This window comes from Fibrobacterota bacterium, assembly GCA_019509785.1.
In the GTDB taxonomy this organism is placed as follows: Bacteria; Fibrobacterota; Fibrobacteria; order UBA11236; family UBA11236; genus Chersky-265.
In genome coordinates this window covers 91,538-112,996 of record JAEKLQ010000033.1, presented here as the reverse complement: position 1 = coordinate 112,996, position 21,459 = coordinate 91,538, and the positions used below count along the sequence as shown (strand labels likewise).

General features: G+C 63.0%; 20 protein-coding genes. 9 read left to right on the top strand and 11 right to left on the bottom strand.

The window, feature by feature from the left end; all coding sequences use genetic code 11:
- The 6 genes from JF616_09065 to JF616_09040 form a co-directional block, all read right to left on the bottom strand.
- On the bottom strand, positions 1-900 hold a 900-nt coding region (locus tag JF616_09065), incomplete at its 3' end, for an ATP-binding protein (protein MBW8887892.1).
- Positions 893-1,903, bottom strand: a complete 1,011-nt coding sequence (locus JF616_09060; GenBank protein ID MBW8887891.1) for a DMT family transporter — start codon at positions 1,901-1,903, stop codon at positions 893-895. The genes JF616_09065 and JF616_09060, both read right to left, overlap by 8 nt.
- Positions 1,904-2,014: 111 nt before the next feature.
- Positions 2,015-3,832: a molecular chaperone HtpG gene (gene htpG, locus JF616_09055; protein MBW8887890.1), complete on the bottom strand. Its 1,818-nt coding sequence runs from the start codon at positions 3,830-3,832 to the stop codon at positions 2,015-2,017.
- Positions 3,833-4,003: 171 nt separating this feature from the next.
- The gene (locus JF616_09050; protein ID MBW8887889.1) at positions 4,004-4,420 is read right to left on the bottom strand and encodes a hypothetical protein; all 417 of its coding nucleotides are present in this window, start codon (positions 4,418-4,420) and stop codon (positions 4,004-4,006) included.
- The gene (locus tag JF616_09045) at positions 4,411-4,746 is read right to left on the bottom strand and encodes an ArsC family transcriptional regulator (GenBank protein MBW8887888.1); all 336 of its coding nucleotides are present in this window, start codon (positions 4,744-4,746) and stop codon (positions 4,411-4,413) included. The genes JF616_09050 and JF616_09045 overlap by 10 nt, the downstream gene beginning before the upstream one ends.
- A 38-nt stretch (positions 4,747-4,784) precedes the next feature.
- Complete coding sequence (locus JF616_09040; protein MBW8887887.1) at positions 4,785-5,117, bottom strand: hypothetical protein; 333 nt, start codon at positions 5,115-5,117, stop codon at positions 4,785-4,787.
- A 126-nt stretch (positions 5,118-5,243) separates the two neighbouring features.
- On the opposite strand from JF616_09040, the gene JF616_09035 reads away from it, so the two are divergent.
- Both JF616_09035 and JF616_09030 read left to right on the top strand, forming a co-directional pair.
- Positions 5,244-5,999 carry a thioredoxin domain-containing protein gene (locus tag JF616_09035; GenBank protein MBW8887886.1) on the top strand — a complete coding sequence of 252 codons (756 nt, stop codon included), beginning with the start codon at positions 5,244-5,246 and terminating at the stop codon, positions 5,997-5,999.
- A 152-nt stretch (positions 6,000-6,151) separates the two neighbouring features.
- The gene (locus tag JF616_09030) at positions 6,152-7,105 is read left to right on the top strand and encodes a hypothetical protein (protein ID MBW8887885.1); all 954 of its coding nucleotides are present in this window, start codon (positions 6,152-6,154) and stop codon (positions 7,103-7,105) included.
- Between the two features lie 256 nt (positions 7,106-7,361).
- Here JF616_09030 and JF616_09025 read toward each other — a convergent pair whose 3' ends face one another.
- A complete protein-coding gene (locus JF616_09025; GenBank protein MBW8887884.1) occupies positions 7,362-8,636 on the bottom strand; it encodes a DEAD/DEAH box helicase in 1,275 nt (424 codons plus the stop codon).
- Positions 8,633-9,688 (bottom strand): 3-deoxy-D-arabino-heptulosonate 7-phosphate synthase, encoded by a 1,056-nt coding sequence (locus JF616_09020; GenBank protein ID MBW8887883.1) that lies wholly within the window; start codon positions 9,686-9,688, stop codon positions 8,633-8,635. The genes JF616_09025 and JF616_09020 overlap by 4 nt, the downstream gene beginning before the upstream one ends.
- Positions 9,689-9,927: 239 nt before the next feature.
- Here JF616_09020 and JF616_09015 point away from each other — a divergent pair, with 239 nt between their 5' ends.
- From JF616_09015 to JF616_08995, 5 genes are all read left to right on the top strand, one after another.
- Entirely contained in the window at positions 9,928-12,543 is a 2,616-nt protein-coding gene (locus tag JF616_09015) for a hypothetical protein (protein ID MBW8887882.1), read from the top strand.
- A gap of 22 nt (positions 12,544-12,565) precedes the next feature.
- Positions 12,566-13,288: a tetratricopeptide repeat protein gene (locus JF616_09010; GenBank protein ID MBW8887881.1), complete on the top strand. Its 723-nt coding sequence runs from the start codon at positions 12,566-12,568 to the stop codon at positions 13,286-13,288.
- A complete protein-coding gene (locus tag JF616_09005) occupies positions 13,289-14,854 on the top strand; it encodes a serine/threonine protein kinase (GenBank protein MBW8887880.1) in 1,566 nt (521 codons plus the stop codon).
- Complete coding sequence (locus JF616_09000; GenBank protein ID MBW8887879.1) at positions 14,851-16,635, top strand: sigma-54-dependent Fis family transcriptional regulator; 1,785 nt, start codon at positions 14,851-14,853, stop codon at positions 16,633-16,635. Before JF616_09005 ends, JF616_09000 begins: the two co-directional genes overlap by 4 nt.
- A 282-nt stretch (positions 16,636-16,917) precedes the next feature.
- The gene (locus JF616_08995; protein ID MBW8887878.1) at positions 16,918-17,535 is read left to right on the top strand and encodes a hypothetical protein; all 618 of its coding nucleotides are present in this window, start codon (positions 16,918-16,920) and stop codon (positions 17,533-17,535) included.
- A gap of 7 nt (positions 17,536-17,542) precedes the next feature.
- Here the strand turns inward: JF616_08995 and JF616_08990 are convergent, their stop codons facing one another.
- Genes JF616_08990 through JF616_08980 form a run of 3 tightly spaced genes read right to left on the bottom strand, consistent with a single transcriptional unit; the run spans position 17,543 to position 19,931 of the window.
- The gene (locus tag JF616_08990; GenBank protein MBW8887877.1) at positions 17,543-18,235 is read right to left on the bottom strand and encodes a response regulator transcription factor; all 693 of its coding nucleotides are present in this window, start codon (positions 18,233-18,235) and stop codon (positions 17,543-17,545) included.
- On the bottom strand, positions 18,232-19,167 hold the full coding sequence (locus JF616_08985) for a HAMP domain-containing histidine kinase (GenBank protein ID MBW8887876.1): 936 nt from the start codon (positions 19,165-19,167) through the stop codon (positions 18,232-18,234). The genes JF616_08990 and JF616_08985 overlap by 4 nt, the downstream gene beginning before the upstream one ends.
- Positions 19,164-19,931, bottom strand: a complete 768-nt coding sequence (locus JF616_08980) for a YkgJ family cysteine cluster protein (protein ID MBW8887875.1) — start codon at positions 19,929-19,931, stop codon at positions 19,164-19,166. The genes JF616_08985 and JF616_08980 overlap by 4 nt, the downstream gene beginning before the upstream one ends.
- A 50-nt stretch (positions 19,932-19,981) precedes the next feature.
- On the opposite strand from JF616_08980, the gene JF616_08975 reads away from it, so the two are divergent.
- The gene (locus JF616_08975; GenBank protein MBW8887874.1) at positions 19,982-20,746 is read left to right on the top strand and encodes a hypothetical protein; all 765 of its coding nucleotides are present in this window, start codon (positions 19,982-19,984) and stop codon (positions 20,744-20,746) included.
- Positions 20,743-21,444, top strand: coding sequence for an ABC transporter ATP-binding protein (locus JF616_08970; GenBank protein MBW8887873.1), 702 nt, complete (start codon positions 20,743-20,745; stop codon positions 21,442-21,444). Before JF616_08975 ends, JF616_08970 begins: the two co-directional genes overlap by 4 nt.
- The last annotated feature ends 15 nt before the right edge of the window (positions 21,445-21,459 follow it).

The window sequence follows — 21,459 nt, the reverse complement described above, 5'->3', positions numbered from 1 at the left end:
TTGCTTATCGCGCCAATAATGGATGGTTTTGATCGGCAGCGTGGCCAGTATATCCAGGATGACATGCTCCCAAAGCATGCCGCAATCCGCATCCCGCAATTCGCCCCAGCCCCGCACATGGCGTACGAATCCCGTATCGAATCCGTAGACTTTCGGTTGCCTCACGATTTCCTGTTTCCCGCCCCCATGGTAGGGCCGCAAGACTCGCATTACGTGCGTCAGTTCGAAAACCTCGAGATAGGTCATAACCGTGGGCCGGCTCAGGCCGCTGGCGTTGGCAATGCTAACTGCCTTCATCATGCCGCCGCTCTGGCGGAGGAGGATTTCCAACATCTTGAGGAATCCCGTGCGCTTTTCCACGCGGAACAATTCCTGGACGTCGCGGGCGTAGTATGATTCCATCCACTCTGCATAGAAGGATTCGTCCGTTATCTCGGCGAGCAGGGCCGGGGGCAATCCTCCCCGGAATAATCGTTTCCGGATATCGTTTATCCCGAAGTCCTCCATCTCGGTCAAAAGCACGGGCAGCAGCTCTACGGTCCTTTTGCGGCCGGTGAGACTATCGCGGAACTTGGCCGTGGCCGCGAGGGTGGATGAACCTGTTGCCAGGATACGCAGATGGGGATATGCATCCGCCGCGATTTTCAGAACACGGCTCGGATCTTCCAGCTGATGGATTTCATCAAGGACCAATTCCTTCTGTTCCAAGGAGGAAAAAAAAGCCTCCGGATCCTCCAAGAGTGCCACCGAAGTCGGCAGGTCGCAATTAAGGAACCGCGCCCCAGTGAAGGATTTTGCCAGGGTCGTTTTCCCGGCCCGGCGCACCCCGGAAAGCCATACAATCGGGGCCTTTTTCCAGCTTTCTCGGATTTTCGCGGTCCAAAACGGTCTATCAATCATGATAACGTATATTACATTTAGTTATACCAAATGTAAAGTCTATTTGCATGTCGGGCTCCCGCCATCCGCGAAATCCCAGCAAGGCTATCGTCGACGCGAAGATAAGCCCGGCGAGGTTCAGCGCAATCCAAGCAGTGCCACGCCCGCCAACGAAAAAACCGTTCCCGCCAGCGCCGCCCAACCGATGCGCGTGCCGTAGAGTCTCGCGCCGATGGGGATGATGAGCAGCGATGTAACAGAGCATGCCCAAGGTGGGACCGAAAACCGTTCCGCACAAAATAAGCCGCAAGGTACGCTTTTCCGTCCAGTTCCGGAGGGTCGGACGCAAGGGCCCGCGCGTGCGCGCATAGGCCCAAAGGCCCGCGGTCCCCGCGGCCAGGCGGATAGAGGTGGCCAGCACGGGATCGAGATCGGATTGGGACAGGAAGGCTTGGCGCGCAAGCACGGTGCCTACGCCTTGGAAGGAGGCGGACCAGATGGCCGCCCAGGCCGCATGCCCGTAAGCGGCGGTTGGCCGGTCCGCCGGGGCCGGATCGGCGAGGCGTCCGGACTTACGCGCGGCGCGGGCCGCGCTGGTGGTGGCGGTCAGGACGCCGGCCAGGATCAGGGCCATGCCCGCCAATTGACGATAAGACAGGATCTCGCCCAGGGCCAGGAAAGCCAAGGCGGCGGTGGAGGCCGGGGCCAAGGTCTGGATTTGGCTGGTGCGTTCCGGCCCGATGGAAACGAAGGCTCGATAAAGGAAGGCGTCCCCGACCGTCAAGCCGATGAATCCCGAGCCGACCAGGCAAGCGATCGCGACGGGGTGGGGCAGGGAGACGTGGAACCCGGACAGATCGCGGGCGAGGGCCAAGGCGATGAGGGCCAAGGTGGCCAGGGCCAGCCGCAGCATATTGGTGGCCAAAGGTCCGATGCGCCTTCCGGCCGCCGTGAAGAAGAACGGCGCGATCGACCAGCAGGCGAGGGCGCACAGGGAAAGGGCGAGGCCGCGGGCAGGATTCATTCAGGCGGACCGATCACCCGGCCCGCCCATTGGCGGTCGATCTTTCTCCGCGCGCCTGGGCCCTTCGCTGGCTGCCGGCGGGAACCAAAGCTACCGGGTCCCCGGCGCGGGTCAAGGCTTGGCCAGGACTTCGGTCAGGAAGCCGTTGACCTTGGCCACGTAGCCGGCAGGATCCTTGATCTCCGAGCCTTCCGCCAAGAGGGCTTGATCCACCAGCAAGGCGTACCAATCCCCCAGCTTCGGGTTGGCCGCGTCGGCGTCGTACATCTTCTGGAGGCTCTTCATGATGGGATGCTCGGGGTTAATCTCCAGGATGCGCTTGCTGGCCGTGACCTTCTGGTTCGCCATCTTGAGGATGCGTTCCATGTTCGAGCCCAGGTCGCCCTCGTCGGCCACCAGCACGCAGGGGCTTTCCTTGAGGCGCGAGGTCACGCGGACTTCCTTGAGCATGTCGCCCAGCTTCTCCTGGAAGTCCTTCATGAACTTCTTGTAAGAACCCTCCGCCTCCTTCTGCGCCTTCTTCTCTTCTTTGGAAAGCTCGCCCAGATCGAGGTCGCCCTTGGACACGTTCAGGAGCTTCTTACCATCGAACTCGTTCAGGCTCTGCACCACCCACTCGTCGATGGGATCGATCAGGTAGAGTACCTCGATCTCCTTGGACTTGAAAACCTCCAGGTGCGGGCTATGCTCCACCGCCGCCCGGCTTTCGCCGGAGATGTAGTAGATATCCTTCTGCTCGCCCTTCATGCGCGCCACGTATTCCTCGAGGCCGGCATGTTCGCCGGCCGCGGTCCGGCTGGATTCGAAACGCACCAGGCGCTTCAGTTCGTCCAGGTTCTCCCAGTTCATGTGGAAGCCTTCCTTGACGACGTTGCCGAACTCCTTCCAGAACTTGGCGTACTTCTCCTTATCCTCCTTGGCCATGGTCTCGAGCAGTTGCAGGATCTTCTTGGTGGAGGCCTTGTTGATCTTCTGGATCACGGCGTTCTTCTGCAGGATCTCGCGGGAGACGTTGAGGGGCAGATCCTCGGAATCGACGATGCCGCGGGCGAAGCGCAAGTAGGCGGGAAGCAATTCCTTGCAATCGTTCATGATGAAGACGCGCTTCACGTAGAGCGAAAGGCCGTTGGACTTCTCGGGCTGGTAAAGATCGAACGGGGCCTTGGCGGGGATGTAGAGCAGGGTGGTGTACTCCAGGGCGCCTTCCACCTGGTTATGCGACCAGGCCAGCGGCGGCTCTTCGTCGAAGGTCAGATGCTTGTAGAATTCGTCGTACTGTTCCTGGGTTATCTCGCTTTTCGTACGCCGCCAGATGGGAGGCTTGCCGTTGAGCACTTCCTCCTTGCCGTCCTTGTCCTTGAGCGAGATGGGATGGGTGATGTATTCGCTGTACTTGCGGATGATGGAACGGATGCGGTAATCCTCGAGGAATTCCTTCTCATCTTCCTTGATATGGATCTCGAGTTCCGTGCCGCGGTCCTGCTTATCGGATTCTTCCAAGGTGTAGGTGCCGTCGCCGGCCGATTCCCAGCGGATGGCCGGTTCGGAGGAACCCAGGCGTTTGGTGGTCAGGACCACCTTGTCGGCCACCATGAACACGGAATAGAAGCCCACGCCGAACTGCCCGATCAGGCTCATGTCCTTCTTCTGGTCGCCCGTCAGGTTCTCCACGAAGCGGCGCGTGCCCGAGCTGGCGATGGTGCCGATGTTCTGGATCAGTTCCTCGCGCGTCATGCCGACGCCGTTGTCCTTGATGCGCAGGATTTTCTTGTCCGCTTCCGCGGAAACCTGGATGCGGAAGGACTTGTCCTCTCCCAGCACGTCGATATTGGTGAGCGACTCGTGGCGGGCCTTGTCGATGGCATCGGAGGCGTTGGAGACGAGCTCCCGCAGAAAGATTTCCTTGTTGCTGTACAAGGAGTGGATCATGAGGTTGAGCAGTTGCACCCCCGAAGGGCCTGGCGGCCGTTTCGAGGTGCGTCGCCAATTTAGCAATCAGGGCCGGGGCGGGGAAGAGGAACCGGGCGGCCTGGCGGTCCCGGACTTACCGATTACCCGCAGGATACCGGCTTCGCCGGATACTGGCTTCGCCGGGAAAGATCAATTCCGCCGCATCGGGAAGGCGGTCCCGTTCACGATGAAGGTAAATGCGGTATCGGTGACGGAATGGAAGGACACGGTATCCACGCCATCCCGCAGGACCAAGGAATCCCCGAGGTCGGTGAAATCGCCTTCGAAATAACCTCCCAGCGGATCGGGGGGCTTTCCAGGACAGGGCGCGACCGTCGTATCGCATTCCCAGGAGACGTAGACCGAATATTGGATGGTGGTTCGGTGAACCGCCAAGGTCGCATTATCCCTGCGCGTGAAACCTTGATCGGGATAAATCCGGGTGTAGGTCCAATTCCCTTGCAGCCGATCGGAAAGGGTTTCACTATCGTTCCTGGTCCCGCAGGCGAACGTCAGGAAGGCCAAGAGCATGCCCGGGCCCAGCGCCAGGTTCCTTTTCAGTCCCATGTTTTCCAAACCTCAGGTTGGAATCCGACCGTTGCCTCCGCCCCGTTCCGGGTAACCGGGGTTTTCGCCAAAAGGGGATCGTCGAGAAGCACCTTGGGCGCGCGCGCGGGCGACATGAAGGCGAGTCCTTTCTCCTTGAAGCGCTTCGATTCCTTGTCGATCAGGTTTTCCCAACCGATGGGCCGCGCCACGCTTTCCAACTCGCGCGGGCTGAATCCCTTTTCCTTGAGGTCGATGAATTGGAAAGGGATGCGCCGTTCCTTGAACCAGCGTTCCGCCTTACGGGATTCCTGACAATCGCGTCGCCCGAAAATCTGGATGTTCATTCTGCCTCGGTCTTCGCCCCCGCCCGCGTTCCGGATCCTTACTTCGCGATGGCTTGGATGTACTGGTAGAGCGGCGGATAATGCACGCTCAGGAACCCCAGCAGGCAAAGGAAGGACAGCGTCGCCGCCAAGATGGAATACGCCAGGCTGAGGACGATCTCGGTGATGAACCAACTACCCATGACCACCGCCAAGGTGAGGCCGTACAGGAAGAGGGAGGCGAAGGGATCATGGAATAGGCCGAAAAACGCGGCGAGCCAAGCGCCTAGGCCCCCCGGGAGCTTTTCCGGGAAGAAATCCGTCCGCCATAGCAAGAGGCCGCTGGCCAGCACGGACACCGTCGAAACGCAACTAAGCAGAAACTTGAGCACTTCCGAAAAGTAGCATTTCGGAAAGAACCCCTAGCGGAATGCGGCCGTCGATACGGACCCGGCGTTTCCCGGAAAGGGAAAGTTTTTACTTTACCCGACCTGACCCCATTCCCAAGGAGCCGTCCCATGAAGCCCGTATCCACCGTGTTGGCCTTGTTGGCGTCCGGGTTCCTGCTGGGGAATTGCTCCACCCCAGACGCGGAGCACCCCCTCGCCAAGGCGGATGCGAAGCAGGAATCCCTCCAGGGCCGCCTCGATAAGCTGGAAGCCAAGCAGGATTCCATCCTCAGGATTTTATCCTCCATGCAGGAGAAGAACGATTTCGTCGCCACGCGCGTGGGCTGGCGGCCGCCGGCGGACACGACTCCCAAGGACATCCCGGTGGGGAACTCTTTCGCCACCGGCCCCAAGAACGCGGCCCTTACCGTCGTCGAGTTTTCCGATCTGCAATGCCCGTATTGCTCCCAGTTCGCGCCCACCCTCGATTCGCTCACGCGCGCCCACCCCAAGGACGTACGCGTGATCTACAAGAACTTCCCCTTAAGCTTCCACCCGCAATCGCGTCCCGCCGCCGCCGCCGCCATCGCCGCCGGCAAGCAGGGCAAGTTCTTCGAATTCCGCTATAAGGTCGCGCCGCATTACCGCGATCTGAAGGATTCCCTGTACTTGGCCGTGGCCAAGGAACTGGGCTTGAACATGGAGCGCTTCAAGAAGGATATGGCGCTGTCTCCCGAGGTCTCCAAAACGCTGGAAGAAGATATCGAATTGGGCCGCAAGGTAGGGGTGGAGGGCACGCCCACCATCTTCGTCAACGGCCGCTTGGCCCAGGAACGATCCTTGGACTACTTCGAGCAACTGCTTAAGAAAAGCAAAGGCGGCTGAGCCCGGCCCCTTTCCGACTTAGCCGTTAAATCCCCCTTTCCGACGCGCCCGCCTCTCCCGGCACGGCGCTTGCACCGCCCCCGGCCGAATTTATCTTCAAACTAACGTTCGGCAGGCATGGCGATTCCATGCCCGTGGATCCGAGGTGAGGCATGGAACCGAAAGACATGGAAAATCAGGAGCGCGAGGCGCCCGACGAATCGGTTCCGGGAGCCGCCCAGGACCCCGAACGGGAATGGCTGGGGGATCATCCCGAGCTCGCGCCGGACGAAAGCCGTATCTCGGTGGTTACGGGCCAAAACCCGGACAAGGAATCCATCCGGCGCACGGCCAATACCGGCGATATCGTGGATGATGCCGGGGATAGCGCCTCCGGCGCGGGACCTAACGCCGAGATCAACTTCGATAGGACCAATGATTACATGGGCAGCGAAGCCGCGGTGGCCGAGACCGAGGATTTCGCCCGCGGCTCGGGTTCCCTGGCCGGCAAGCTTTGGGGCGAGGAAGCCATAGGCGCGGGATCGGGCGAAAATGATGCACCCGAGGGAGCCGGGCCAGGAGGCAGGACGGCAGCCCAGGGTTTCGACTCTACCGCCAAGCAGGAAGCCAATCGACGGTCCGCATCGCCCGGGTCCTCCCGCCCCGAAGAGGGATTGCCCGGGCAAGGCGATCAGATCGGGCAGGGCCGCGATCTGGGCGAACGCCCCCAGGTCACCGCGACCCAAGCTTTCGGTCGTGACGTCGGGATTTCCGGATTGCCCGGGGATCGATCCCTCGCCGAGGAAGGGGAGAACCGGCCGCGCCCGGCCAGCCCCCCTTCGGATTGGACCGCCGTGCTGGGGCGCTTGGGCGGCGCTTCGCCCGGCTCCGAGGAGAATCAGCGATTGGCGGAGAAGTTCGCGGCCGTGCGTTTCCCCGCTTCCCGGGAAGACGTACTCCGCTGCTTGCCGCCGACGGCCGAATTCAAAGCCGCCCGCACCGTCTCCGTGGATTTGCGCGAGGCTATAAACGATTCCCAAGCCCAGTCGTTCCGGAACCTGTACGACCTGATCGAAGCCGTGAAGGACGAGGTGCGCCGGGCGGGGAAACGCCAAATACAGGCCTGAAAAGAGGACGGCGGCTCCGGTAGCCGCCCAAGTAGTCCTTAAAAGAGGACGGCGGCTCCTTACGGAGCCGCCGTTAGTGATTAGGCCGTTATTACCCGCGCAACGGTCACTAATCGAGGGTTATGCGCTAAAGTAATATCGGAGAGGCGTTGGCGCAAAAAGATTCGCACCTATCTGGGCGAAAAAATGGGCCGCTCTTCGGAACGATCTCCCCCAATCGAATATGCGTCTCGGGGGGCGGCCTTAGGGGATTTGCCTAGCCGCCTAGGCCCTGTTCCCGTCGGATCTGTTCCGCCTTCTCGCCCTGGCTAACCTTGTGATCGTGGTTACGCTTGGCATCGCGGAACCAAGCGTCGCGATTGGCGAAGGCGGGATGGGTCGGCAAGGGCCCGGGAAATTCCTTTTCCAGATTGCGCATGGCCAGGTATTCCCCCGGCCCGGCGAAGCTCGCGCAGCGTCCGGCCCGGCCGCGACGGGCCGCGCGGCCGGTGCGGTGCACGTAGTCCTTATAATGCCTGGGCAGATCGTAGTTGACGATCAGGTCCACTTCGGGCATGTCCAATCCGCGGGCGGCCAGGTCGGTGGCGACCAGGACCCGGAACTCCCCGGCCAGGAAGGCGTTGTAGGCATCGGCGCGCTCGGATTGCGGCAGATGGCCGTGCAAGGCGCGGCAGCCGATCCCGCGCAGACGCAAAAGCCCGTTCAAATGGTTCGCTTTCTCGCGGTTCCCCACGAACACGATGGCCTGTCCCTGCGTCGGCGCCAGTTCGGCCAGGAGCAGGTCGCCCTTCTTGCGATCGGATTTGAGGAAGAAGAAGGCCTCTTCCATGGTGCGGCTGCCGGTCTCGCGGTCGACGGTGATCAAGGGCAAAGGGCCCAGGCCCAGGTCCGCTTCCAGGTGCGGCTCCGGCGCGACGGCCTTCGCGGCAGGGCCGCCCTCTGCGGACTCCGGCGCATCCGGTCCCGTGGCCGAGAGGAGCAGCTTTTGCGCCTTCGCAGGCACGGCCTTCAGCACGGCGGCCACCTGCTCGGTGAAGCCCATGCCGATCAACTTGTCGAATTCGTCAATCGCCACCAAGGCCACGGAAGAAAGCGAGACGGATTTTTCCTCGAGCAAATCCAGCAGGCGGCCCGGCGTGGCTACCAGGACCCGCCAGCCGTCCTGGAGGCGGCGCACTTGGCTATCCTTCGGGTGCCCGCCGATGGCCAAGGCGGATTCCCGCCCCAGGCCCGCATCGAGCTCACGTAACATCCGGGTTACTTGATAGGCGAGTTCGCGGGTCGGCACCAGGATGAGGGCGCGGGACGTCCGGCGGGCGAGGGCGCTCTGGGCCGCCAACAGGTAGACCAGGGTTTTACCCGTGCCCGTGGGCGCCAGCGCCCGTAGGCTTTCGCCCGCCAGGGCGCGCGGCAGTACGGCCGCTTGGATAGGGGTGGGCTGCGCGAAACCGAGATGCGCGACCGCCGCGCGCAGGGGATCAGGGAGGAAATGCCAAGGGTCGTCGGGCGGGCGGCGGCCCGGATTCTTCACGAGACGGCGGCCTTCGGCAGATAACGGGCGGCCATGGCGTGGATCTGGCGGGTGTCCCGCACGATTTGGGCCAGCACGTCCGGGGTCACCGCTTGCTTGGGATCGTCGCCCACGCCCTTCTTGGGCTGGCAATGGGTTTCGATGAGGATGCCGTCGGCGCCGTAGCCCGCGGCGGCCAGGCAGGCGCTGGGCACGTACACGGCCTTGCCGACGCTATGCGAAGGATCGACGACTACCGGGGCCCAAGTGCGTTCCTTCAAGAGCAGGGTAATGCTTTCGTCCGGCGAATTGCGGAAGCCTTCGATGGTGGGCACGGTGCCGCGCGGGCAGAGCATGACGTTGGGATTGCCCTGCGCCACGATGTATTCGGCCGCCAAGATGAATTCGGAAACCGGGCCCATATGCATGCTGCGTTTCAAGAGCACGCGCGTACCGGTGGACTTGGTGAGCTCGCCCACCTGTTGGAGCAGGCGATAGTTGAGCGCGCTGCGCGCCCCGATCTGAAGCGAATCCACCTTGGCGTCCACGCACAGTTTCAATTGCTCGAAATCCATCACCTCAGTGTTGATTTGCATCCCGGTGCGCTCGCGCGCCTCGAGGAGGATGTCGAGGCTCTTGGCATCGCCCTGGAAGGAATGCGGCGAGGTGCGCGGCTTCCATACGCCGCCCCGGAGCATATCGGCGCCGGCTTCCTTCACCGCGAAGGCGGTCTCCAGGAACATGGCCTTGTTCTTGGGGTCGATGGTGCAGTGCCCGGCGATCACGCAGAAATCCCCGGGCAGCTCCTTGTTCCCCACGCGGATGCGGTGGTGGTTCAATTTGCTTTCCCGCGACATCAGCTTGTAAGGCGCCTGGATGCGGTCGACGCGCTCCACGAATTCCAGGCCTTCCAGGCGGTTGAGCAGATCCTGCGAGGTTTCATCCCCGAGGATGGCGTAGATCGAACGCTCGATGCCGTGGATGGGCTGGATGCGGACCCCGAACTCCGAAGCGATGGCCTCGAGCTCTTTTAGCTCCGGATCCGTTAGGCGGGGATGTAGCGGGATGATCATATTATCGAAAGGGGGTGAAAATAGCCATTCGGACGGGGTATGCCAACCGCGCCTCCCGCTTCGTCCCTAATAATGCCGGGACCGCGACCCTTCCGGGTCGATTGCTTTTCTTTGGCTCTTCGCGGTTTAGCGATCGGGGTTTGCCGGTCGGCGCTAACTTATGGGAAGCTATATTTAGCGGTTTTTCGTCCGCGACCGTTTCCCGACTGGTTATCCGACGGGGCGGGAGGAGTTTTTCGGTGCCCATCGGCGTCAAGGAAACACAAGAGATCATCCGGCAAGCCGCGGTGCTATCCCGCAACGAACCGGCCGTTCCCGCCAAGCTCGAACCGACCGAAGTCGGGATGGCGACCGGGCCCCGGCATCGCAAACGCGCCCTGATGCGGACCGCGTCCGTGCCCGACTACCTCGATCCATCGGAACTCCCGAACGACGAGTGGCAAAAGCTGGACGATGACATTTACAAGTTCCTGCATTTGCGAAAAGATCAGTTCGGGCGGATGGACACCCATCCGTCCCACCAGTTCATCGCGGAAATGGAAGCGCAGCTTAAATCCGCCGACCCGGGCTACGAGTTGGGAACGTATCTGGGCCTGTTGCGCCAAGCGGCGGATTTGGATCAGACCCGCCAAACCTACGTGACCGCCTCGGAGAAGGGGACATTCCACGCCTTCGCCAGACGCATCGGGGAAGGGCGCAAGCCCGGCGAAAGCTTCGATCCGGGAATGGTCAAGCGCTACCGCGAGTTGCTGGAGTCCAATCACCCTACCACCAACCGCGGGCTGGCCGATCTGTTCCGCCTGGTCGCGCGGGCGGCGCGCATGCCGCTCATCGGCAACCTCAACGATGCCCCGGCCCTTTGCATCGGGGTAATCCTGGAAGTGGTCGACATCGCCGTGCGCTTCAACCAACGCAGCATCGGCAGGCTGGAATTCCAGGTCGGCCCCATGGACGTCTTCCTGGGCGCGCGCACCGTGCTCTTCAACCGTAGCGTGGCCAATCCCACCTTGTCCATGGTCAAGGAATTGGTGCTGGACGTAAGCGGCCTGTACCACGAGGATTTGATCGAACTGCTCCAGAACATCGGCGTGTTCGGGTCGGAACTCACCTTGCTCATGCCCGAAACCCTTACCGAAGAAGGCTTCGCCTTGCGCGGAGCCCGCTACTCGGCGACGGAACTGGTCATGGCCGCCGGGGCCCGCCTGGCCAAGGTCGAAGGCCCCATCGATCGCGCGCTCACCACCCTGGCCGACGCCATGGTCCACAAGGTGCAGCAGCAGGACGGGCATAAGGATCGCCAAATCCGATCCATCCTGGAGCATTTCAACCATCTGCTCAAAGGCGAACGCCGCTCGGCGGCGCGCGTCCTCGAGGATCGCCAGCAAGCGCGCTTCGATTACATGTCGGCCATCCGCAGGGCCGGCGAATTGGCCAAGGGGATGCAGACGGGCGAGTTCCTCGCCTTGGCTCCCGGGGGCCAGGAAGCCGAGCCGGCGCTCGCCCCGCGCTCTTCCCCCGATCTTTTGGAGGCCGCCCGCTTCGACGCCGGCGATCAAGCCCTCGCCTTCCGTTCCCTCGCGCCGGCTTCCCCTTCGCTTGCCGATGCGCCGCCCCGCTTGCCCACCGCCCCATTCGAGGACGGTCCGGTTGAAACGACCCCGCCCGAAAGAACGGCGGTTGCAGAGATCGTCCTCGGTAAACCGGCTCTCGGTAATGCCGTTATCGGTAAACCCGCTGTCGGCAATTCCCAGCTCGGCGAACCGGCCTTGCCGGCCGCCGTCGTGGTGGGACAAATATCCTCGCGGGAGTACGAAACGTTATTGGGGGATTGGGAAACATTGTTGGGCCGGGTCCGCAAGAAGCTGACCACGCGCTCCCCGATCTTCAAGACCCTCGCCGCGCAACTGGCCAAGGTGCGCGCCTTGGATACCTGCATGGCTTACGGCCTGACTCCGGCCGGCGGCCGCGCCGCCAGCCGCCTGGCCCGCTTGCTGCAAGGCGAGGGCATGCATATCCGTTTGGGATTGCCCCCTGGTCTCGCCGAGGCTTTGGAAGACGCCTTCAGCCTCGACGGCCCGGGCTTTCTGGCTTCCCTGGAAGCCCTCATCGTCACGATATACGGCTTCCGCCCCGTGCTTCCGGAGGTGCAATTCCGTTTGCGGGACCGATTGCCCGCCGCGCGGCCGGGGATGGTGGACATGCGTCCGCGATCCAGCGCAGGCTTTTCCGACGGCCGGGAAACCACCTTATGGGCGGACGCGGCCGAGATCGACGAGGTGGCCTTGCGCCTCATCATGGGGGCCATCCAACTGGCGATGGAATTGTCCGGCACGCGCATGGCGGCGCAGGAACCCCCGCGTTTCGGCGAAGATGGAAAGCTCGCCTATGCGGGCGCCGCGCCCGCCCTGGGGAACAGCGATCCCTTCCTCGCCTACTGCGCCTTGCTATGGCGGGCCAAGTCCTCCGCCCCCGGGGTTCCGGCCCCGGGTTTCCCGTCGGCGGATTTCCTGGACGATTTGGAAGCCCACCTCTTGCGGCTCTTGCATCTCACGCCCGAAGACAAGCTGGCCCTGAAGGCGAAATACATGGTTTGGCTCGGAGCGGACGGGAAACCCTCGCCTCTCATCCCGGGGTTGGGCGATACCCGACCGCGCGAGGGGTGGGGACGCGGTTTCGAGCGCGGCTACATGGCCGAGATGCAGCGCATTTTCGACACGGCCCCTCCGGCCGAGCTCGAGCGCCGCCTCTTGGAACTCCTCTCCGGGATCCAGGCGGATATCGATAAGGCCTGCGGCTCCCTGGAAGGGGAGAAGATGCGGTTGATCCGGGACCGGGTCATGCGCGTGGTGGATTAGCGCCGCGGATTTCGCGAGGGACATGGCATCGATGGTTAAGCAAAGCGCCAGCATCGTCCCGGCCCCGGTCCGGAAGGCCGCCGGCCTTTGGATCGCCGTCCTCCCGGCCGCGGCCATGCTCGTAGGCTGTTCCGGCGATTTGAATCGCGCCAAGGAATGCTACCGGGTGGGCGATTATCCCCGCGCCCTCCGTCTCTTCGATGCCGAATTGGATCGCCATCCCGCCTCCTTCGAGGCCCGTTACGGCCAAGCCCTGGTATTGCAAGAACTGGCCTTGAAGGCCAAAGCCGTCAGCGCCGACAGCGAGCCCGTCTGGCAGGCCGTCGCGGATGCGTACTCCGTTTGCGCGCGCTTGCGGGACACCGCCGCTATCGCCGAGAATTGGGCCATCGCCCTCTTCCACCTGGGCAACAAGCAGTACGTGCATCAGCGCTTCGAACCCGCGTTGGAAAACCTCCAGCTCGCGCGCCGCGTGGATCCGCGCAACAAGTACGTCCTCAATCTCGCCGGCATCCTGGAATACAGCCTCGGGCGGTACAAGGAAGCCCAAGAGACCTTCGAGTACCTCATCGCTTTGGATCCCGGTTTCGTGAGCGCCTACCTGAACCTCGGCAACGTGCTGTGGGAATCGGGTAACGAGGACGCGGCCCTGGTGACCTGGAAGCAGGCCCTGACCGTCAGCCCGCAAAACCAGATCATCATCAAACGCATCGAAAGCGCCTTGCAGAAGATCGCGGGCTCTTGAATGGCTTTCGCCGTCGAAGACTTCTCCGACTGGTCCCTCCTGGGCGAGGGGGGCGAGGCCCAAGTCTTCCGCGCTCGCCAGACCAGCCTCGATCGCATGGTGGCCATCAAGCGCCTTAAGCTCTCCAACATCGGCGACGAAGAGGAAATCAAGCGCTTCGAGCGCGAGGCCAAGCTCTGCGCTTCTCTTTCGCATCCTTCCGTGACGCAGATCTTCGATTACGGCAGCGATGGCCGCTACTATTACCTGGTGATGGAATACGTGCAAGGGATCGATCTCGGGAAAATGTCCGAGCTGGGATCGGCCTACGTGTCCTCCCCCGATCTGCGCGCCACCGCCAGCCTGGAAAGGCTGGGGCTCCCCACCGAGGGGCCCGGCGGCGAAGGCTTGCCCGACTCGCTCAAGGTCCATCTGGCGCGCCAGATGGTGGAAGTGGTGGATTTCATCCACCAGAGGGGCGTTCTTCACAGGGACATCAAGCCCGAGAATTTCATGGCCGACCTGTCCGGGCGCGTCAAGCTGCTCGATCTGGGGATGGCCAAGACCCATTCCGGCATCCGGGAGAAGACCGACTCGTTGGGCGCGGGCCTCAAGGGAACCCTGGCCTATCTTCCTCCCGAAATCCTGCGCGGCCAAGGCCGCCTCGATCACGTCTCGGAGTACTACTCGCTGGCCCTGGTGATCCTCGAGGCCTTTTCCGGGGCCCGTTTCTACCGGGGCAAATCCACCGAGCAAGTGGTCGCCATGATCCAATCGGGCATCGTGGTGGCGGACATGGCCGGCGTCCCTCCCGCCGTGAAGGTATTGCTCACGCCTTATCTCGACCCCGATGCGGACAAGCGCCCCAAATCCCTCGACCCTCTCCTCAAAGGCCTCAAGGCCATGCAGGCCAATACCATCGCCCTCGCCGGTGGACGGGAGGCCCTGGAGGCGGTCATCCGCGCGGAACAGCGGGCCTGGTTATGGACCATGGTGCGCGTGGCCGAGGCCTCCGGCGAATTCGATCAGGCCTTCCAACGTCTGCGCGAGCTTTTGGAGGCCGATCCCGGCGACGAAGAGGTGCAAGCCAAGTTCAGGGATTTGGGAGTCCTGATGAACTCGGCGCCGGATACGTCGGCTACCCCCGTCGTGCCGGCCCGGCAGGCCGCCGCCGTACCCGCCAAGATCCGTTTCATCACCGCCGGCTTCGCCCTGCTGGCCGTTTCCACCGGGGCTTTTTTTTACCTTGAGTCCCGGCCGGCCTTTGACGACGCGGGTCGCGAACTGAGGGAACGGGAGATGAGCCTGATTTCCAAGGAGAACGACGCGAAGGCGCCATCGGCCGCGGCCCGTCGCCCGGCGCTGCGGCCCTATGGCGTACTCATCGTCACGGGCGTTCCGGATAATTACCGGGTGCTGGTCAACAAGGTTCGCTACCGGCAGGGCGGGGAAATCCATCTGCCGGCCAGCCGCCACCTGATCGAGATCCGGGACGCGGGCAACCGCGACGTGCTACGGGACTCGGTGGCGGTGGAAGGCGGGGAGCCGACGGTTTACGACTTCTCGAGGAGGGCCGGTAAGAAGTGATCCTGAAGAATAAAGAGACGGGCGATACGCACGTCATGGCCCATAACGTGTTCACCGCCGGGAGCGGCGCGGTCAACAACCTGCTCCTGTCCGGGGAACACGTCCGCAAGATCCATTTCCAAATCCTGAAGCAGGCCGGGCAGTACCGGCTCATGGCGATGAACGGGATGGTGGAGATCAACGGCGGCATGGTGGCCGAACACCTGCTTTCCAAAGGCGACGAGATCAAGGCCGGGACGGATACCTTCGTGGTGGAGTTCCCGGAAGCCGCTCCCGCCGCCGCGCCCGAAGCTCCCGCCGGCGCCGCCCCCACCGTGGGCAATCCCGTCGAGCGCTTACTGGACGGCGTCATCCGCCTCCTGGACAATCCCGATAAGCAGCGCTCCTCGGAGGAGATCCTGTCGCTGGGGATGGAACTGATCGAAGCCGACGGCGGTTACCTCTTCACGGTGGACGGCGGTTCGCTTAGCCTTCTCTGCTCCATCCCCGAAGACAACGACAACTATTCCAATTCCGCGGTCAACGCGGCCCTGAAGAACCGGGAAGCCATCATCTGGTCGGCGGTGGACGGCGCGGCGGGCGGAGGCGAGGTCTCCACGCAATCCCTGGCGCAAAAGAACATCCACTCCATCCTGGTCGCGCCGCTGCAGAACCGCATGAGCGGCCAGATCATCGGGCTCCTCTATCTGCATCGCAAGAAACCGGACTCGCCTTTCTCCGAGCCCCAACGCAAGCTCTTCGCCCGCATCTGCCAGGCCGTAGGCGGCGTGCTGGGGGCCAACCAGGCGCAGATCGAGCAGGCCGAGCGCATCGAAACCTTGCGCGAGGTCAAGGGCGCGGGGGACATGGTCTATTCCTCCCAGGAAATGTCCAAGTTGGTGGAAGCGGCCAAGCGGACCGCCGCCAGCACCGTCCCGGTCCTCATCACCGGGGAGACCGGCACCGGCAAGGACGTGTTGGCCAATTTCATCCACGCGCATTCGGCGCGCGGTAGCAAGCCCTTCATCGCCGTCAATTGCGGCGCCATTCCCGAGAACCTGATCGAGAGCGAACTCTTCGGCCACGAGAAGGGCGCCTTCACCGGGGCCACCGCCGTCCAGCGCGGGCTTTTCGAACAAGCCAGCACCGGAACGCTTTTCCTCGACGAGGTGGGCGAACTGCCCTTGCTGATGCAGGTGAAATTCCTGCGCGCCTTGCAATCGGGCCGCATCCGCCGCGTCGGCGGCAACGAGGAGATCGCCGTGGACGTGCGGATCATCGCCGCCACCAACCGGGATTTGCCCGCGGAGATCCGCGAAGGCCGCTTCCGGGAGGATCTCTACTATCGCCTCAACCTGGTGCAATTGCGTTTGCCGCCCCTGCGCGATCGCGAAGGCGACGTGTTGGTCCTGGCCACCCACATCCTCAAGAAAGCCTGCGTCTCTTTCAACATGAACGCCGCCGCGCTCACGCGCGCCGCCGAGAAGGCTTTGCTCAAATACACCTGGCCCGGCAACGTACGCGAACTGGAGAACAAGATCCAGAAGGCCTTGCTCAGCTCCAGCTCGCGCGTCATCGATGTGGAGAGCCTGGATCTGCCGGAAGATCCCGATCGCGAATTGCTTTCCCTCAAGGCCGCGCGCGAACAGGCGGAAGCCCGCGCCATCAGCCTGGCGCTGACCAAGGCACGCGGGAACCTCACCTTGGCGGCCTCTTTCCTGGGCATCGATCGCAAGGTGCTGCGGGATATCATGGAACGCTTGGGGATCCGCAAAGAGGAATTCAAAGGCTTGAAGGGGTAGCATGAAGGTAACGGGCCAAGCAACCCGAGGGGAATTACCGGCCTAGGGCCGTCCGTCCGGGTCAATCTGTTCCTTGGTCCTTTTTCCCCATTAAGACCGCCGGTATCTTGAACTTAAGTTAGAGCCGCTTCCGATCCGCGCGAAGCATGGAACGAAAGGTGTCGTTTTTAGGAAGGTTGTTGAAATCGGTTCTGCCGATTTCACCCCGGTTTGAAGGGCATAATCCTGGGCGTGGTTGTTGCAGGGTGTTTATCTTATCTACGGCGCGAAAACGGTGAAAGCATGGCAATGGGCCCTCTCAAGATTCTAAGCATTGTCCTCCTCGCGGCATCCTCGTCGGCCTTCGCCGACGAAGCAGGCCGGGCTGCCGCCAAAGGATTCGCGCACGATATCGCGAAGCCCGCCGCGGCCAAGGACGCGTCCGTCCGTTCGCAAAACCCCGCTCCGGGACCCGGCCGCATGCAAGTCGATGAGCCGGCCTCCGCGACCGACAATCCCGATCAGCGCGACTCGAAGGCCTGGCAGAAGAGCCATGCCAAGGGGCTTACCGAAGAGCAGAAGGCGGCCTTCCGCGAGCGCAAGGATAAGATGGAAGGGATGATCGCCCTCATCAAGGCGAAGCGCAAGGCCTTGCAAGAGGCCAAGCCGGAAGAGCGGGCGGCCCTGGCCCGCGAGCTCCATAGCTTGATCCTCGAAAAGGATACCGATCCATCCGAGATGGCTTCGGCCGCTTCGGTCCGGACCGATGACAACGGCGGCTCGACCACCGGCCCGGCGGAAGCCCAGAAGTCGTCCGGCAATCAGAAGTCCGACGAAGATCAGTTGAAGCGTCGCGAAGAGAAACGCGAACGTCAGCTGGAACGGATGAGGAAAGCCAAAGCGAAGGACGGCGACGACTAAGCCCGTTTCATTGGCCCACGAATTTGTAGCCGGATCCGTGGATGGATAGGATCAGGCGGGGATTCTTGGGGTTGGCCTCGAAAATCTTCCGCAGCTGCACGATGTGGTTGTCCACCGTTCGGCTTTGGATATAACCCTCGATCCCCCATACCTTCTGCAGCAGTTCTTCCCGGGTAATCACCTGGTTCCGCTTTTCCCAGAAGAGCTTCATGATCATGGCCTCTTTGTAACTGAGGCGCACCTGCTGGCCCGCGACCTCCGCATCGAAGGTCTCGAAGTTGATGTAGGCATTGCCGAAGCGGGCCTCCTTGACCGATTCCTTCTGGGTGAGCCAGGACCGGCTGCGCAGCAGAGAGCGGATGCGGGCCATCAGGATGTTGAGGTCGAAGGGTTTGGCCAGGTAATCGTCGGCCCCGCTATCCAGCCCTTCCACGATGTCTTCCTTGGTGTCCCGCGCGGTCAGGAGGAGCACCGGTACCGAAATGTTCTTCTTGCGAAGTTCGCGCAGCACTTCCAGGCCGTCGACGCCGGGCAGCATCCAATCCAGGACCAGGAGATCGAAGTTGCCGCCGGCCATGGCCGCCAGCCCCGTTTCGCCGTCCAGGCAATGCACCACCTCGAAGCCTTCGGATTTGAGATTGAACTCCAGCCCCATGGCCATGTTCCGGTCGTCTTCGATCAGCAGGATGCGATTCGTCATGGGCGCTCCTCGGCTCGCGGCAGGACCAGGGTGAATCGGTTGCCCCTCCAGGCAGCGCCCGCTTCCAAACCGGAGGTTTCCAGGTCGATGCGGCCGCCATGGAGGCGGGCGATGGATTTCACGATGTATAATCCCAGCCCCACGCCGTTCTCCCGGCGCGTATCGCGGTTGGGCATGCGGAAGAAACGTTTGAAGATCTTGCGGGCGTACTTCTTGGGGATGGGCGATCCCGCATCCTTCACGCTCAGGCGCGCGAGACGGCCGTCGACGTCCAAGCCCAACTCGGGAACGCTGCCCCGGCCGTACTTCTCGGCATTGTTGACCAGGTTGGTGATGGCCAAATCCAGCAGCACCGGATCGACCCTGGCTTGGGCGTCTGCGGAAAGGCGTATCGACAACGGCCGCGGCCACTTCCGGGCGAAATCCTCCACGAACTCGCGCAGGCCCACGAGCTTGCGGTTGACGGGCATGCGGCCCTTCTCGATTAGCTGCGATTTCAGCAGGTGATCGAGGAGCAGATTCATCCGCAGGCAATCCTTGAGGATGGCATCCAGGAAGCGGATGCGATCTTCCGGCGACGGCTCGCGCTGCCGCAAGGTCTGGGCGAACATCTGGATGGACGACATGGGCAGCTTCAGCTCATGCGTCATCATGTTGACGAAATCCTTCTGCTCCCGCCGGAAGCGCGCCGCCCGCAGGAAAGCGGCGAAGAAGATGGACAGCACCACCAGCACCAAGGAGAAGAAGGTGATGCCCAGGATGAGCACGGTCCAACGCGCCCGGGCCGGCACTTCCATGGTGCCGTGCGTCATCTGGTAGAGCTCCCGGATGGTATGGTAATCCGAAATCATGTAGATGTTCCAGAACACCAGCAAGGTGATGACCATGGCGGCCGCCACCACGAAGGCCACGATGGAGAAGGCGGTCTTCATGCGGGCTTACCCACGGCGGCGGCCAGGATGCCGAAGAAGGATTCCATCAGGAGCAGGGCGTCGAAGCTCAGGCGGCCCTCATCGCGATTGGCGGCGGCCCACTCCAGCGCCAAGGCCAAGGGAACGGTGGTCGGTTCGCCGCCCAGCAGGGTCGCGCATAAGCGCGAGAGCGCATCGGTCACGCTGGCGGCCATGGGCACGTTACGGACGGGACGGCTTCCGGGATCGGAACAGTATTCGGCCGGGGAGACCGCGAGGAACTCGCGGCACGCCGATGGCCGTTGGGGATGGATGGAGCAGGCTTCCGCTTCGAGGAAGGGGCAGGGTATTCCCAACCGGAAATAATCCACGGCCAACCTTTCCAGCGCAGCCTTGCCGGCGCCTTGCAACGATCGCTCCGCGAAACCCGCCTGGAACAGGCGCTCGCGGGCCTGCGCGAACCGGCCTAGGACGGCCTCGCGTTTTTCCGCCGGGAAGGCGGCCACATGATCCGCCAGCATCCAGGCTTCGGCGGGGGAGAGGGGCACCGCCTGCCTGCAACAGGCGCCGCACCCTTTGGAGCAGGTGACCGCCCGGCCGGCTTGGGCCTCCGCTTTCGCGGCCATGCCGACCATCCGGTCGTCCAGCGCCATCAGATTCGCGGCGAGCTCCGCCAAGCGCATCCCGCCGGGAGGAACCGCGAGGTTACCCTGCAAGGCGCCGTAGCGGGTGCGGATGTCGATGCGCAGCATGCGGGGCGCGCCCTGGGGAGCGGGACCGGCCATGCCCCAAAACCTACCAATTGTCGCGCGGATGTGGTATATTGGCTCTCCAAATGCGTCGCCTACCCGTCCTACCGTGCGTGGCGGCCCTGCTCCTTTCGGGGTGCGACCTCTTCTCCACCCGCGAATTCCGCTCCAAGCCTTCCGACATCCGCGTGCTTCCCGGCCTCGCGCAGGCGGGGGACAGCGTGGCTTTCCTCGCCACCGAAGCGCTGTGGCGCGCCGGCGGCCAGGTTCCGGAGCAAGTGGTCAGCAAGCGCCGGGTCACTTTCTTTTTCGGTAAGGACTCCATTGACGGGGGTGATACGGTCAAGGTCCTGACCTTGCGCATCCGGGAAGACTCTTCCGGCCAATTGGTGGATGAGACCCGCAGGTTGGTCCGCTTCACGTCCGAAGGCGTGGAGTTGCCCGGGGTCGCCGGCGGGGCGGCGCGCTATTACCCGCTTAAGACCGCGGCTACCGCAGCGGTTACGGCTCCGGGGGATAGCGATGCGTTTCTCGTTCTGCCCTCCCTGTTGATCGAAGGCTGGAACGAAACCACTTCGATGGGTCTATTCACGGTGAACCGGACCCAGACCGTGGTGGACACCTTGGGATATCGGGGGCATTTCGAGGAGGCCTGGGTCATCGCGGAATCCGTGCTCGACGGCGACCGCGTCGCCAGTTCGGGTAAGTATTGGTACGGGGCTTCCGGCCTCCTGAAGGCGGAGCAAGCCTGGGACGATTTCGACTGGCGCGGGACCGATGGGAACCCCGCCCGTAGCGAAGGCGGATCGGCCATCGCGGTTTCCTTGCGCCGCACGGTTGTGCGCCAGTGAATCCCGCCATCGATTGCCGCGCGCTCGAGTTGGACTACGGCAGCGGCACGCGCATCGGGCCGCTTACGATCTCGATCCCGCAGGGAGCCTGCGTGGCCTTGGTAGGGGAGAACGGGGCGGGCAAATCGTCCTTCATCCACATGTTGCTCGGCTTGCGTCCGCCTTCGGGCGGCGCGGCATCGCTCTTCGGCGAGCCGGCCATGCACTCGCGTTCGCGGCGCGGCATTGGCTATTTGCAGGAAGCGGTGGATTTCCCCGAGCGTGCGCGGGCGCAGGATCTCATCGTCCTCCACGAACGTTTGATCGGGCTCGAGGGGCGATCGCGCGCCGAGGTGGAGTCCTATCTCGACGGCTTCGGCCTGGAGTTGAGCGGCAAACCCATCCGCGCGTATTCCAAGGGGATGAAGCAGAGGCTGGCCTTGGCTCTGGCCATGCTCGATTGCGGCCGGCTGCTGATCCTGGACGAGCCCAACAGCGGCCTCGATCCGGTGGGCATCGCCATGCTGCGGTCCAAACTGGACGGGCTCAAGGCCGAGGGGGTCACCCTCCTCATTTCCACCCATAGGCTGGCGGAAGTGATGCACCTGGCGGATCAGGTCCTGGTCCTGCACAAGGGCAAGGTCGCGGGCGAAAGCCCCATGTCCGATTTCGCGGACTTCGACGCCTTCGAACGCTATTTCCTGGAGCGGGTGCGATGAAAGCGGAAAGCCGTT

What these genes read in the sequence shown, in the direction of transcription:
- JF616_09060 (MBW8887891.1), bottom strand. Translation starts at nt 1,903, where the DNA reads ATGAATCCTGCCCGCGGCCTCGCCCTTTCCCTGTGCGCCCTCGCCTGC.
- htpG (MBW8887890.1), bottom strand. Translation starts at nt 3,832, where the DNA reads ATGATCCACTCCTTGTACAGCAACAAGGAAATCTTTCTGCGGGAGCTC.
- JF616_09050 (MBW8887889.1), bottom strand. Translation starts at nt 4,420, where the DNA reads ATGGGACTGAAAAGGAACCTGGCGCTGGGCCCGGGCATGCTCTTGGCC.
- JF616_09045 (MBW8887888.1), bottom strand. Translation starts at nt 4,746, where the DNA reads ATGAACATCCAGATTTTCGGGCGACGCGATTGTCAGGAATCCCGTAAG.
- JF616_09035 (MBW8887886.1), top strand. Translation starts at nt 5,244, where the DNA reads ATGAAGCCCGTATCCACCGTGTTGGCCTTGTTGGCGTCCGGGTTCCTG.
- JF616_09030 (MBW8887885.1), top strand. Translation starts at nt 6,152, where the DNA reads ATGGAACCGAAAGACATGGAAAATCAGGAGCGCGAGGCGCCCGACGAA.
- JF616_09020 (MBW8887883.1), bottom strand. Translation starts at nt 9,688, where the DNA reads ATGATCATCCCGCTACATCCCCGCCTAACGGATCCGGAGCTAAAAGAG.
- JF616_09010 (MBW8887881.1), top strand. Translation starts at nt 12,566, where the DNA reads ATGGCATCGATGGTTAAGCAAAGCGCCAGCATCGTCCCGGCCCCGGTC.
- JF616_09005 (MBW8887880.1), top strand. Translation starts at nt 13,289, where the DNA reads ATGGCTTTCGCCGTCGAAGACTTCTCCGACTGGTCCCTCCTGGGCGAG.
- JF616_08995 (MBW8887878.1), top strand. Translation starts at nt 16,918, where the DNA reads ATGGCAATGGGCCCTCTCAAGATTCTAAGCATTGTCCTCCTCGCGGCA.
- JF616_08990 (MBW8887877.1), bottom strand. Translation starts at nt 18,235, where the DNA reads ATGACGAATCGCATCCTGCTGATCGAAGACGACCGGAACATGGCCATG.
- JF616_08985 (MBW8887876.1), bottom strand. Translation starts at nt 19,167, where the DNA reads ATGAAGACCGCCTTCTCCATCGTGGCCTTCGTGGTGGCGGCCGCCATG.
- JF616_08980 (MBW8887875.1), bottom strand. Translation starts at nt 19,931, where the DNA reads ATGGCCGGTCCCGCTCCCCAGGGCGCGCCCCGCATGCTGCGCATCGAC.
- JF616_08975 (MBW8887874.1), top strand. Translation starts at nt 19,982, where the DNA reads ATGCGTCGCCTACCCGTCCTACCGTGCGTGGCGGCCCTGCTCCTTTCG.